Source organism: Niallia sp. FSL W8-0635 (assembly GCF_038007965.1).
GTDB lineage: Bacteria > Bacillota > Bacilli > Bacillales > Cytobacillaceae > Niallia.
The window spans coordinates 1295176-1309012 of record NZ_JBBOYD010000001.1; the positions used below are offsets into that span (position 1 = coordinate 1295176).

11 protein-coding genes are annotated in these 13837 nt (G+C 34.2%); 10 read left to right on the forward strand and 1 reads right to left on the reverse strand.

The features are described from left to right. Positions 1–173 precede the first annotated feature (173 nt). From rhaB to NYE52_RS06260, 10 genes are all read left to right on the forward strand, one after another. Positions 174–1592: a rhamnulokinase gene (rhaB, locus tag NYE52_RS06215; protein WP_341192266.1), complete on the forward strand. Its 1419-nt coding sequence runs from the start codon at positions 174–176 to the stop codon at positions 1590–1592. 15 nt (positions 1593–1607) lie between these two features. Next, entirely contained in the window at positions 1608–2861 is a 1254-nt protein-coding gene (rhaA, locus tag NYE52_RS06220; RefSeq protein ID WP_341192267.1) for an L-rhamnose isomerase, read from the forward strand. A gap of 200 nt (positions 2862–3061) precedes the next feature. Beyond that, positions 3062–3826, forward strand: coding sequence for a DeoR/GlpR family DNA-binding transcription regulator (locus NYE52_RS06225; protein ID WP_341192268.1), 765 nt, complete (start codon positions 3062–3064; stop codon positions 3824–3826). Positions 3827–4100: 274 nt separating this feature from the next. Then, complete coding sequence (gene rhaD / locus NYE52_RS06230; protein WP_341192269.1) at positions 4101–4937, forward strand: rhamnulose-1-phosphate aldolase; 837 nt, start codon at positions 4101–4103, stop codon at positions 4935–4937. A 74-nt stretch (positions 4938–5011) separates the two neighbouring features. Further along, a complete protein-coding gene (locus tag NYE52_RS06235; protein ID WP_341192270.1) occupies positions 5012–6163 on the forward strand; it encodes an iron-containing alcohol dehydrogenase in 1152 nt (383 codons plus the stop codon). A 368-nt stretch (positions 6164–6531) separates the two neighbouring features. Continuing rightward, positions 6532–7455, forward strand: coding sequence for an autoinducer 2 ABC transporter substrate-binding protein (locus tag NYE52_RS06240; RefSeq protein ID WP_341192271.1), 924 nt, complete (start codon positions 6532–6534; stop codon positions 7453–7455). After that, positions 7445–9301, forward strand: a complete 1857-nt coding sequence (locus NYE52_RS06245) for a cache domain-containing sensor histidine kinase (RefSeq protein WP_341192272.1) — start codon at positions 7445–7447, stop codon at positions 9299–9301. The genes NYE52_RS06240 and NYE52_RS06245 overlap by 11 nt, the downstream gene beginning before the upstream one ends. Then, entirely contained in the window at positions 9270–10898 is a 1629-nt protein-coding gene (locus NYE52_RS06250) for a response regulator transcription factor (RefSeq protein ID WP_341192273.1), read from the forward strand. The genes NYE52_RS06245 and NYE52_RS06250 overlap by 32 nt, the downstream gene beginning before the upstream one ends. Before the next feature lie 295 nt (positions 10899–11193). Further along, on the forward strand, positions 11194–11517 hold the full coding sequence (gene rhaM / locus NYE52_RS06255; protein ID WP_341192274.1) for an L-rhamnose mutarotase: 324 nt from the start codon (positions 11194–11196) through the stop codon (positions 11515–11517). A gap of 23 nt (positions 11518–11540) precedes the next feature. After that, positions 11541–12815, forward strand: coding sequence for an MFS transporter (locus NYE52_RS06260; RefSeq protein WP_341192275.1), 1275 nt, complete (start codon positions 11541–11543; stop codon positions 12813–12815). 59 nt (positions 12816–12874) lie between these two features. Here the strand turns inward: NYE52_RS06260 and NYE52_RS06265 are convergent, their stop codons facing one another. After that, positions 12875–13717, reverse strand: a complete 843-nt coding sequence (locus tag NYE52_RS06265; protein ID WP_341192276.1) for an STAS domain-containing protein — start codon at positions 13715–13717, stop codon at positions 12875–12877. Positions 13718–13837 lie beyond the last annotated feature (120 nt).

Sequence of the window (13837 nt, forward strand, 5' to 3'; positions counted from 1 at the left end):
TTGTAAAGACAATTTTTTCTATTAAAGCAGTAGAAATACTAGAAAAAAACCGTTGGCTGTTTGGAAAATAAGGACAATAAAAAAGAAAAGTTACGTTATTTTTTCAAAGGTTGAAAACCATTACAATAAATGCAAGGAAACGTTTTCTAAATCCTTTTTAAGGAGAGGTGGAAATGACAAGATATACGCTTGCAGTAGATATCGGAGCCTCAAGCGGAAGGCTAATTATCGGATCTGTTCAAAATGAGAAATTAGAGCTTAATGAAATTCATCGTTTTGAAAATAAGATGATCAAAAAAGGACAGCATTACTGTTGGGATATGGATAGGCTTTTTTTAGAAGTGAAAAAAGGAATAAAAAAATGCAACGATCTAGGCATTAAGCCAGAAAGTATCGGCATTGATACATGGGCAGTAGATTTTGTATTACTAGATGAAGATGGAGAACGATTGACAGATGCCGTAGCTTATCGGGATGATCGAACGGATGGCATGATGGAAGAAGTATTCCAGAAAATCATGAAGGAAAGATTATACTTAGAAACAGGAATTCAATTCCAAAAATTTAATACCATTTATCAATTATACGCTTTAAAAAAGACACAGCCAGAAGTATTAGAAAAGGCGAAAACCTTTTTAATGATACCTGATTATTTACACTATTTGCTTTCAGGGATTCCGGCAAATGAATACACCAATGCCTCTTCTACCCAGTTATTAAATGCTTTTACAAAAAAATGGGACAAAACGATTCTCGATATATTAGAAATTAATAGTGAAATGTTCCAAGAAATTAAAAAGCCAAATACTGTTCTTGGAAATTTGAAGGCTGAATTGGTAGAGGAATTTGGCTTTGATATGAAAGTTATTTTACCTGCGACACATGATACAGGTTCTGCAGTAATTTCCGTACCCGAACTTAATGATACAATCTATATCAGTTCAGGGACTTGGTCTCTGATTGGAGTTGAAAATAGATTTCCTATCTGTGTAACGAAGGCATTAGATTATAACTTTACAAATGAAGGTGGGATTGATTACCGCTTTCGCTTTTTGAAAAATATTATGGGACTCTGGATGATTCAGGAAGTAAGACGAAATTACAATAATCAATACTCTTTTGCTGAGTTTGTTGATTTAGCTAATGCAGCACATGATTTTAGAAGTATTGTGAATGTAAATGATAATCGTTTTCTAAATCCTGACAATATGGTGGAAGAAATTCAGAGCTATTGTATAGAAACAGGGCAACAGGTTCCATCAACACCTGGAGAAATAGCAAAATGTGTTTATGAAAGTTTAGTAGAAAGCTATATTACAGCTGTAAATGAAATAGAAGAAATTTTCGAAAAATCCTTTCCTAGTATTAATATTATTGGCGGCGGATGTCAAAATGAAATGTTAAATCAGTTACTTGCAGAAGCCACAAAAAAGGATGTATATGCTGGGCCAATTGAAGCGACAGCAATTGGAAACATTGTTTCACAGTTCATTGCATTAGGAGAAATAGATAGTTTATCAGAGGCAAGACAAATGATAAAGAAATCATTTGAAATAAAAGAATACAAAGCTGCGGAAGATGCAATCAAATAAAAGGGGGACATAAACATGTCTATTAAAGAAAATTTTGATTTAGCTAAACAACAATATGAGCAATGGGGAGTAAATGTAGAAGAAGCATTGGAAAAGCTAAGAAATATTCCAATTTCCATTCATTGCTGGCAAGGGGATGATATTGCTGGATTTGAAGTAAATCAAAGAGAATTATCCGGCGGTATTGATGTGACAGGGAATTATCCTGGAAAAGCAACGAATCCAGAGGAATTAAGAAGCGATTTAGAGAAAGCGCTCTCTCTTATTCCTGGGAAGCATCGTGTTAATCTGCATGCTATTTACGCGGAAACAAATGGAGTTGCTGTAGAAAGAGATGAGCTAGAACCAAAGCATTTTGAAAATTGGGTACAATGGGCAAAAGAAAATGGTTTAGGGCTAGATTTTAATCCGACTCTATTCTCCCATGAAAATGCAGCAGATGGCTTAACATTAGCTCATCCAAGTCAAGAAATTCGTGATTTTTGGATTAAGCATTGCATTGCTAGTAGAAAAATCGCTGAATATTTTGGGAAAGAACTAGGAACTCCTGCTTTAACGAATATATGGATCCCTGACGGCTATAAAGATATTCCAAGTGACCGCTTAACTCCAAGAAAAAGATTAAAGGATTCCTTAGATAAAATTTATGCTGTAGCGACAGATGAAAGATATAACTTGGATGCAGTGGAAAGTAAGGTTTTTGGAATTGGGTCAGAATCCTATGTAGTAGGCTCACATGAATTTTACTTAGGATATGCGTTGAAAAATAATAAATTATGTCTAATGGATACTGGTCACTATCACCCAACAGAAACCGTTTCTAACAAAATTTCTTCCATGCTTTTATTTAGTGATAAATTAGCATTGCATGTATCTAGACCAGTAAGATGGGATAGTGATCATGTTGTTATTTTGGATGATGAACTAAAAGAAATTGCTGTAGAAATCGTACGTAATGATGCATTAAACAAAGTAATTATCGGCCTTGATTTCTTTGATGCTAGCATTAACAGAGTGGCAGCATGGACAATCGGTACAAGAAATATGATTAAAGCACTTTTAAATGCATTATTACTTCCAAATGAAAAATTAAAACAATTACAAGAGGAAGGGAATTTTACAGAGAGACTAGCATTAATGGAAGAATTTAAAACCTATCCATTTGGGGCTATTTGGGATTATTACTGTGAACAAATGGATGTGCCAGTGCGTGAGGCTTGGATAAATGAAGTGAAAGCATATGAGGAAGAAGTTCTTTTGAAGAGATGAAGATAAGATTAATGATTATTCATAGATAAATGTCGGGAAAAGAGTAAAAGTATTGGACTTTTACTCTTTTCCTATAATTATATGTGAGTATTTGAAGTTATAAATAAACCCATATGTTGAATAGTTTAAAAATATGCTATAGTAATAAACATATAACAACATAATCCCAAGAAAACAAAAATGGAGGGAGAACTTCGAAAGTGCTTGTAGCGGAAAGACGACGAAAAATTGTGGAGCTTATAAATGAAAGACTAAGCATTCGTGTGACGGAGCTTAGTGAGATTTTCTCTGTAACAGAAGAAACGATTAGAAGAGATTTAGAAAAGCTTGAACAGGAAAAGCTTTTGATGAGAAGTCATGGTGGGGCTGTGAGTATTGAAAAAGAACCTGCAGATACTCCCTTTATCGTAAGAGAGGTAACAAATGCCGAGCAAAAGAAAGCAATTGCTCGAGAAGCTGTAAAAAGTATTGAAGCAGGAGAACAAATTATATTGGATGGCAGTACCACCGCTTGGTATATGGCAGCCCAACTACCAGATATGCCACTTACGGTTATTACTAATTCAATTAAGGTTGCATTGGAATTGAGTAAGAAAGAACAAATTAAAGTAATATCAACAGGTGGCATGCTTCTATCCAAATCTTTATCTTATGTAGGACCTTTAGCAGAGCGTTCCCTAGACAGATATTATGTGAACAAGCTATTTCTATCATGTAAAGGGGTAGATGTAGCAAGCGGATTAAGTGATGCGAATGAATGGCAGGCATTATTAAAGAAACAGATGATGAATATATCATCTGAGGTAACGCTCCTTGTAGATTCAAGTAAATTTGGAGTGAAAACCTTTGCTCATATTGCAAATCTAGATCAGATACACCATGTTATTACGGATGAAAATATACCAGCAGAATATGAAAATTGGTTTCAGGAAAAGAATATATCCTTTAAGGCAGTACTATCTTAAGAGAAAATGTTTAAGAAATAGTAGTTTGAGCAGTAATTTATAGACAGCACCAACAGATTGAAAAATGTTGGTGCTGTCTTCTTTTTGTTTTTGAATGGTAAAGCTATTATGATAAAACAAACAAAAACAAAATAAAATTCACAAAAAATACATAAAGTATTTCTGTTTTTATTTTTGTATATGTTGACTTATTTTTGTTTCGAGAGTAATATGAAGATGTGAAAAACAAAGAATATAAAAATACTAGTTAATGAAAAATAAAGGGAGTGACAGAATGGTAGCGATTATGCAAAAGAAAAATATCTCAGAAGCACCATTTATAAAGGAAATGTGTGAAGCAACATTAAACATGTGGAATATGGGCTGGGATGAAAGAAATGGGGGGAATATTAGTTATCTTTTAGAGGAGGAAATTGTTGAACAGTATTTAGATGTCAGCAAAAGTAACCGGTCTCTTCCATTGAAGTTTCCAGTGTTAGAATTAGCAGGGAAATATTTTATCGTTACAGGTTCTGGCAAGTATTTTAAAAATGTGAAAAAAGATCCTGCAAATACACTTGGTGTTTTAAAAGTAGATAATAATGGAGAAAAGGTTCACATACTTTGGGGCTTTGAGGATGGGTCCAATCCTACAAGCGAGTTAGCCTCCCATTTTATGAGTCATATTGCCCGTTTGCGAGTAGACCCTAACCACCGGATTATCATGCATAATCATGCGACTAATATACTCGCAATGACATTTATTCATGATTTAGATGAAGCTAGCTTTACGAAAACATTGTGGCAAATGTGTACAGAATGTATTGTTGTTTTTCCAGATGCAATTGGTATATTGCCTTGGATGGTTCCTGGAACAGATGCAATTGGGGAAAAAACAGCGGAGAAAATGCTGATGCATCGTTTAGTAGTATGGCCACATCACGGAATCTTTGGTGCTGGTTCAACCATGGACGAAACATTTGGTTTAATTGAAACAGCAGAAAAAGCAGCACAAATTTATACAATCATTGGGGATTCCTCTAAGATAAAACAAACCATTACAGACCAGCAGCTAAAAGATTTAGCAGATGCATTTCAGGTTGTGCCTAGAGAAGGAATTTTAAATCTATAAAAGAGTAGGGCATATTGCCCTTCTTTATAAATTAATTTGTGAAATGTTGAACAAATAAGAGGGGGTAAATAAAAATGAGTGCTCATGTATTTTATGTCCCTAGTATAAATTTAATGGGGAGAGATTGTTTACAGGATGTTGGACCACAAATAGAAGAGTTGGGATTAAAAAAAGCGCTAGTAGTAACAGATGCTTTTCTAAATGGGAGTGGAATTGTTGCTAAAGTGAAAAAAGTATTGGAGGATAGAGAAATTGAGTATGCTGTTTATGCAGAAGTGAAGCCTAATCCATCAATCGCGAATGTATATAGAGGAGTAGAAGTATATAAAGACAATGGATGTGACTTTATCGTATCTGTTGGAGGTGGTTCTCCTCAAGATACTGCAAAGGCAATAGGTCTTTATGTAACGAATGGTGGAGATATTAGGAATTATGAAGGGGTAGGAAAGACATCAAATAAATCAGTACCAATTGTAGCGATAAATACAACTGCTGGAACTTCAAGTGAGTTCACTATTAACTATGTCATTACTGATGAAGAGCGCCAAGTTAAAATGGTAATGGTTGATAAAAATTGTCTTGTAACAATATCAGTAAATGATCCGGAGCTAATGGTAGATAAGCCTGCTGCATTAACAGCGGCAACAGGTATAGATGCTTTAACTCATGCGATAGAAGCAATTGTTACTCCAGGAGCATATGCAGTAACAGATGCTACTGCGTTAGCGGCGGTAGAGAAAATATTCACCTATTTACCCCGTGCAGTGAAGGACGGACATGATATTGAAGCACGTGAACAAATGGTGTATGTAATGTTCTTAGCAGGTATGGCATTTAATAATGCGGGATTAGGATTTGTTCATGCCATGGCTCACCAACTTGGAGGGGTATATGATTTACCTCATGGTGTATGTAATGCCATGCTCCTACCTATTGTGGAAAGAGAAAATGCGAAGCGAGACCCACATAAATTTCCAGCAATAGCACAAGCAATTGGTATCCCTACTATAGGAAAAACGGATAGCCAATGTGCAGAGGAAGTAATTGCAGCCATAATAAAGCTTTGCCAAACAGTAGAAATTCCAACCAAATTATCAGAGTTAGGTGTAGATGAGGTTGATTTGGATAAACTAGCGAGTTTTTCATTACTAGATGCATGTGCACCTGGAAACCCATTTCAACCTACAAAGGAAGAAGTAATTTCTATGTTTAAAGAAATTCTATAATAATATAAATTTGTAAACAGCGAGACTTGTATATAGAAGAGATTAGTTTTTTTGCGTACTAATCTCTTCTGTTTTGATTTGTACAGAAAATCGGATGGTATTCAAAATAAAACTGAATAAAATAAAAATAAACAAACATATATTTTTTTGTTTATTTTTTATATAATAAAAAGAAAGCACTTTATTTAATCTTCCTCAAGAAAAAATATTTCATTTAGAGACTAATGAAAGTTAGGTGAAAAGAAATGCAGCTAAAATCAATAATGATCATGTTCATACTTTTGAATATTGTAAGCGGATGCACTTTCGATTCTTCTAATCAAAAATATGAAATTATTTATCAGGATGATAGGAGTCAAACAAAAGAAATGAAAAGTTCAGCCACTGAAAAGGAATATACGATTGCTGTCATTCCAAAAGTAAATGGTATTCCCTATTTTAATGCAGTGGAAGAAGGAGTTTTAGAAGCTGGGAAAGATTTGAATGTCCATGTACTATATGCCGGTCCATTAATTGCGGATTGGCAGCAACAAGAGCAGCTTGTGAAGGAATACATAGAAAAAGAGGTTGATGCGATTGCCATTTCAGCAAATGATCCAGAAAAATTAGGCCCTATATTATTAGAAGCAAAACAAAGAGGGATTGTTGTTATAACATGGGACTCGGATACAAATGAAAAGTATCGGAAATATTTTGTCAGCTCTGTTGATCCAGAAACATTAGGTAGACATGTGATGGATACTCTATCTTTAAATATGAAGGAAAAAGGCTCTTATGCCATTATTACCGGTTCAGAAAATGCGGCAACTTTAAAGGAATGGATTAAGTGGATGGTGATTCAACAAGAAGAAAACTATCCTAATATGAGGCTCTTGGAAGTAGGGGAATCGAATGATAATCCACAAAAAGCCTATATGATCGCAAAAGAACTGGTAGAGAAATATCCGGATTTAAAGGGGATTATTGGAGGTTCATCGGTAGGACCTCCGGCAGCTGCACAAGCAATAATGGATGCTAATAAAGTAGGAGAGGTTGCAGTTGTTGGTTTATCAAGTCCTAATTTAGTGGGTTCCTATTTGAAAAATGGAGCGATGCAGGTTAGTACTTTATGGAGTCCCAAAAAATTAGGCTATTTAACAGTAAGTGTAGCAAAAGAACTTTTATTGGGAAATGAAGTGACTGATAATAAGTCTTTTGAAAATGTCGGTGTTATTAGAGTGAAAGACGATACGATTATTATGGGGCAGCCAATTGATTTTACAAAGGAGAATATCGATCAATATGATTTTTAGACGAACACATCTATTTAAGTTAGGTCGAGCCCCCTTAAAGCGTAAGTTAATCATTACTTATATGATAATGACCGTCATTCCGATGGGGATATTAGGATACATTACATATACACAAAATACAAAAGCCATAGAGGAACAAGTAGGTGAATATATTCCTAGATTATTAAATCAAGCAAATAAAAATATTGAAAATGAATTAAACCTATTAAATGATTTGCCTCATGCGATTTATAATTCAAAAGAAATCATGTCTATTCTAAGAAGTACCCCTTACAAGGAGAAATCAGCTTTTCTACAGGAAAAGTATACAGTAGAAAGTTTTTTATCCAATAACTATCTAAATAGTAATCACTCAGATATTCTTGCCGCGTTTTTGATCACGAATAATGGCAATTATATAAGCACGAAAACCCCTTTTAAAGGAATGAATTTTGATGATTCCATTCTCCCTTTTGGAGAGATACATGATTTAGCCGGGGATACCCCTATTATTTTGCCAAATAAAACAAATTTGACCTTTGAAAAAGATATTCCATTTATATTACTTGTTAAGGAACTAACAGATTTTGAAAATCGAGAAAGCTTAGGCTCTTTGATCATTGCAGTAGATGTGGAATTTATTGAAAAAATCCTTAATGATATTGATAAGGAAGAGAGAGCTACTATGTGGTTAATGGATGAAAACGGCTATATTATTTATCATCCTGACAAATCACTAATTGGACAAATAGATGGCGGTTTAGTGGACTATCCCCTTGTCAATGGTAGCTTTCGAACTATGGAGCAAACAAAGGAAAATGTGCTATATAGTATGAATCAGTCAACCACCAAACACTGGATTCTAGCCCATAGTATTCCAATGAAATATCTAACAGAAAGAACGGATATTGTTAAGAATTATACACTTTCCATTTTTTTAATTTTAATGATTATTTCGACCATTATATCGATTTTTATCGCTTGGTCTGTAACTAAACCGATTAAACATCTTGGAAAAGTAATGAAGGAAGTGGAAGATGGTAATTTACATGTCAACATTACTCCAATCAATAAGGATGAAGTAGGACAATTAGCTGAAAGTTTTCAATCCATGTTAGAACAATTAAGAATACTCATACAGAAAAACTATGAAATTGAACTACAACAACGAAATGCACAAATCTATGCACTGCAATCACAAATAAATCCGCACTTTATGTACAACACATTAGAAACTATTGGAGCAGTGATTGAGGAAGAGGATTCGGAAACGGCAGTCGATATGGTGGGGATTCTTGGACAAATGTTGAGGTATTCATTAAGTAGTAGTGAAAGCTTAGTACCTTTACAAACAGAATTAATACATATAAAAAACTATTTAAGACTACAAAAAATTCGTTTTGAGGATAGAGTCCATTATGAAATGGATGGAGAAGAACAGATTCCACTCTACTATTCTCCTAAATTTATTATTCAACCAATTATTGAAAATACTTTTAAATATGGAATGAAACAAAGAAAGGTACTAAAAATATCCATAACTATTTTGGTGGAGGATGAAAAATTAAAGATTATTATTAAGGATAATGGACCTGGAATAGATAAAGAAAAACTGCAGAGCATTCAAAAAAACTTAGATAAGCAAGACTATTTTACAAGAGAATCGGGAGTGGGATTAACGAATGTCCATGCACGAATTAAAATGTTGTTTACAAATAAGTACGGCATAACGATTGAAAGCGTAGAATCAATGGGAACAACAGTGACAATCTTTTTACCTTTGATTACAGATCCTTGTATTGTGTGCGAGAAATGGCCAGAGGGAGAGGGGAAAAATGGAGAAAATGAAAGTGATTGTTGTAGATGATGAGCCAAGAATTTTAAAACGGATGAAACGGATGGTAGAAGAACAGGGAGAAGCGTGGGAAATCATTGGAGCCTTTTCTGATGGCAAAGATGCGATTGAAAACATAGAAGAAAAGTCACTTACCTTTGATTTACTATTAACAGATGTGCAAATGCCAGAATTAACAGGGCTTCAGCTTATTAATCGATTAAAAGATAAAATGTCATTTGAGTCGATTATCATTAGTGGGTTTGATGATTTTGTCTATTTGCAATCTGCTATAAAAGAAGGAGTTTCTAATTACTTATTAAAGCCAGTTCATCGAGAACAATTAAAAGAAGTATTACGAGAGATACAGAAAAAAATTGAAATAAAAAGAGCAGAAGAAAATGAAAAGCAGCAATTGCAACGTAAGGCGAAAGAACTGGATTATACAAAGCAAGTATATTTATTAAGTCAATTGCAAGTAGAAGATTATTCAATAGAACATAAGAAGAAATGGCGACAGCTTTTAGGAAAAGGTTCATTTCAATTATTGTATTTTAGCATTGATCAAAATATAAAACAAACCTTGTCGGATGAGTATCCAGCTTGGCTAAAACAAGCAAACGAAGATATTCTTTCTTCCTTAAAGATTGTATTAGAAGAATGGTCTTCTTCTACGAATAGAAGAAATTGGCTATGGAGAGATGATCTTTTTTCAATCTGGGTCTTAATAGAACATCCAGAACAGGAGCCATTTCATACGGATACGGAAGCTTTACTAGAATTATGGAAAGAAAATGTAAGAAGGGTATCTAAGAATACCGTTACAATTGCCGTTGGGACGGAGTTTACAAGGATAGAAGAGTTCTTGGATAATCGAAAAAAATTAGAAAATATTATGCAGAATAGAATGATTTATGGTTGTAACAAAGTGTTTTGGCTTGAGCAATTGTCTGAAACAAGTGAAGAGAGTAAAAATCATAGCGCGGAAATTATCAAAAGCATCCAACAGCTTTTATTTAGTCTTGAAAATGAGGAGAAGAAAGAAGTTATTGCCTCGCTCGATGAATATTTTAAAAAGCTGAAGCTGATTAGATCTGCAAGTATTTTAGAAGAAGCTGTCCAATTACTTGGAATGAGAATTGTAAACAGATGGGTTGAATTAGAAGGATTTGGCGAAGAAAGAGTATTGTTCCGTGAGGTAATCTCTTTGACAAAAAACACCTCCAATTTTTATCAATTAAAGGATAAGATAAAATTTTGGGTCCTTTCTGTAATGGAAAGGATTCAAGCAGCAAAAAGATCAAATAAAAATCCAATTCAAAAAGCAAAGGATTATATTCAAGCTCATTTGGGCGAATCAATTACCATTAAATTAATTGCACAACAAGTATATATGAGTCCTACTTATTTCAGTGCTTATTTTAAGGAGCAGACAGGGGAAACAATTCTAGACTATATAACGAAAACAAGATTGAAAAAAGCAACCGAATTATTGGAAACAACGGATCTTAAAATATATGATATCGCTGTTCAATTAGGCTATCAGGATACAAAGTATTTTAGTCGATTATTTAGACAGTGGTATGGGTACACGCCTTCTCAATATAGAGATGCACATCTACAAAGATAAATAGGAAAGTAAACAAAGATGAAGAATTATGTAAATTAAAAGCTATCGGAATCTAGTAAAAATGGACTTCTGATAGCTTTTTGTTATTTAGAGATACTCGTCTGGAAATGCTTTCTTCTATAGCCTGTCTCTCCCTAGCCCATCTGCGAACAAAAAATGAAAACCCTACCAATAAACGTTTTTTTATCCCCCTAATCTTAGTTTTGTCTCCTATTAAGCGTTTTTATCATGCGGTATTATGTAAATATCAACAATGTAATTGCTTTCAATTTATAAGAAGGGAGTTGGAAGAAAAATGAAAAAACATACTAGATTGGCAAGTGTTATGCGTGTATATAAGGATCGATATGATGAATATGAGAAGAGGCATAATGAGCTTTGGCCAGAAATGAAGGAGACTTTAAAGGCTCATGGCGTGCATCGCTATTCCATTTTTTTAGATGTAGAATCTGGACAATTATTTGCTTATTTAGAAGTAGACGATGTAGAAACATGGGATAAGGTTTCAGAAACGGAAATTTGTAAGAAGTGGTGGGACTATATGGAGCCATTAATGGAGACAAATCCAGACAACAGTCCTGTTTCTAAGCAGCTACAAAGTGTTTTTTATCTTGAATAGAATAATAGAGAGGAAGATTCGTTATGGCAACTGCTGTGAAAAAAAATAGTAAAAAGGCTACGATTACAGTAGCTATGTCCAATTATCTAGAAGCAGGCTCTATTGTTGCTGGTGCAGGTGGATTGACTCTTTGGATGGAATATTTGCATTTAGATGATTTTAAGCTTGGTTTACTGGGCGCGTTAAGTGCAAATGGGTTTGGATCCGCAATTGGTGCTTTAATTGGTGGTATTTTAGTGGACAAATATGGAAGGAAATTCATCTATAAATATGATCTTCTCGTTTACATGCTTGGGGTTTTATTAATTACTTTCTCTTTCAATTTTCCAATGCTGCTAATTGGTTATGTTATTACAGGGATTGCAGTAGGTGCAGCTATTCCGGCTGCTTGGACATATATTGCAGAAGAAGCACCTGATAAGGAGCGAGCGGCTAGAATAGGCTATGGTCAATTAGCTTGGTCTGTAGGACCAGCAATCTCGCTATTATTATCTGTTTTATTAGCTCCTTTAGGGTTATTAGGAAGTAGAATCATATTTGCGCAATTATTTGTAATCGCTTTAGTAACTTGGATTATGCAGCAACAGATTAATGAATCAGCAATCTGGGAGGAAGAAAAACAGAAGGAAAAGGATCAGATACAAAAAGGGGAGAAAATTGCCAATCCAATTAAAGAACTTTTCTCCATTAAAGCGAATCGTCAAGCAATCGTTCTTTTAATAGGAATCTATGTGTTCTGGAATTTAGTTGCAGGTGTAATGGGTTACTTTATGCCATATATTTATGAAACAGTGGGTGGTTTAACAGCAGCACATGCTAATTTATTACAAGCATTCTTATGGATATTAACAGTTGCATCTACTTACTTTGTTTTTATTAAACTAGGTGATAAGGTAAATCGGAAATTGCTTTATACAATTGGTGCTGTCCTTGGAATTATTGCTTGGTTAGTATTATCTTTAGGTTCAATGGGAATGTTTGAATTATTCACATTCGTTATTCTATGGGGTGTTGCAGCTGGCTTTGGTGCACAGGCATTTTACGGATTATGGTCAAGTGAACTATTCCATACGAAGTATAGAGCGAAAGCACAAGGCTTCTTATTTGCAACAGCACGTGTTTCCGTGGGATTAATTTCCTTAGTAGTGCCATTAATGATTACTACATTAGGATTTAAGATTTCAGGCTTAATTATGATAGGTTTCTTATTAATTGCAGCAATTGTCGGGTTCATAATGGCTCCTGAAACAAGAGGCAAATCATTAAAAGAAATTGAAAAAGAGCGCTATACTGCATAAATAATAAAGGATGTCTTAAAGACGTTATTTTTGAAATAACCCTTTAAGACATCCTTTTCTCATTCTACTACTCTCTTCAATCCAATGCTAGCTAAAGCAGTATGTAAATTTGCACATGTGGTAATCTTGCTAAAGTCGATTCCTAAAGAAATAATCGTTTGAGCAATTTCTGGTCTAATACCAGAGACAATGGATTTAACTCCAATCAAATCTAATGCGTGAACGACTTTAAATAAATTATCTGCAACCATTGTATCGACAATTGGTACGCCAGAGATGTCTAAAATTAGATACTCGATTTTTAAATTGGAGGATTCCTGTAATGCCACCTCTAAAATCAATTGAGAGCGCTGTGTATCAATTTCTCCGATAAGAGGGATAATCGCTGTTTCTTTCGCAATGGGAACAACAGGTACAGATAATTCTTCTAAAGCGGTATATGCTAGCTTCATTATCTTCGTATTATGTTCTTCATATATATGCCCAATATATGCACTAATTTCATCGAGAATTGGATCAATAATCTTCCCTACATCCAACATGGTAATTGGTGCAAAAGACTTTTGTTCTAATTCTTCTGTGAATACGTCCCAAATAACATTTCGATAAATGGATAGGGAGCGAAGTGCAGATTGTAAAGGGATATGGTTGCTTACAAACGCTTCTCCAGTTTCCTTAGACCAATTCTGTATCCCATCTGCATCTTTATTATCCTTTAATGCTTCAGCTAAAATATAAAAAAGTTTGGCATTCCATTCAAGCATAGCTTCTTCAGGATAAGGAAGGGATATATTAGTTGTTTGCTGTTGTAAAAATTGAGATAGCAAGGTATTCGTATTTTCAGCAAGGATGTTCTTGTTTTTTATGATTTTGTTTCCTATATAAGCTAATTCATCCTTCAAAATGGATCACTCCTAAGTATAAATCTACTAATAGTATACATGTTCTTTCCTAATATGTGGAGCAAATGTACTTTTTCAATAATTAATATCGTAACCCTAAAACTGTACTAAATAGTTATC

Coding starts and splice junctions, on each gene's coding strand:
- rhaM (WP_341192274.1), top strand. CDS start 11,194: ATGAAAAAACATACTAGATTGGCAAGTGTTATGCGTGTATATAAGGAT.
- NYE52_RS06250 (WP_341192273.1), top strand. CDS start 9,270: ATGGAGAAAATGAAAGTGATTGTTGTAGATGATGAGCCAAGAATTTTA.
- NYE52_RS06240 (WP_341192271.1), top strand. CDS start 6,532: ATGAAAAGTTCAGCCACTGAAAAGGAATATACGATTGCTGTCATTCCA.
- NYE52_RS06235 (WP_341192270.1), top strand. CDS start 5,012: ATGAGTGCTCATGTATTTTATGTCCCTAGTATAAATTTAATGGGGAGA.
- NYE52_RS06260 (WP_341192275.1), top strand. CDS start 11,541: ATGGCAACTGCTGTGAAAAAAAATAGTAAAAAGGCTACGATTACAGTA.
- NYE52_RS06245 (WP_341192272.1), top strand. CDS start 7,445: ATGATTTTTAGACGAACACATCTATTTAAGTTAGGTCGAGCCCCCTTA.
- rhaD (WP_341192269.1), top strand. CDS start 4,101: ATGGTAGCGATTATGCAAAAGAAAAATATCTCAGAAGCACCATTTATA.
- rhaA (WP_341192267.1), top strand. CDS start 1,608: ATGTCTATTAAAGAAAATTTTGATTTAGCTAAACAACAATATGAGCAA.
- rhaB (WP_341192266.1), top strand. CDS start 174: ATGACAAGATATACGCTTGCAGTAGATATCGGAGCCTCAAGCGGAAGG.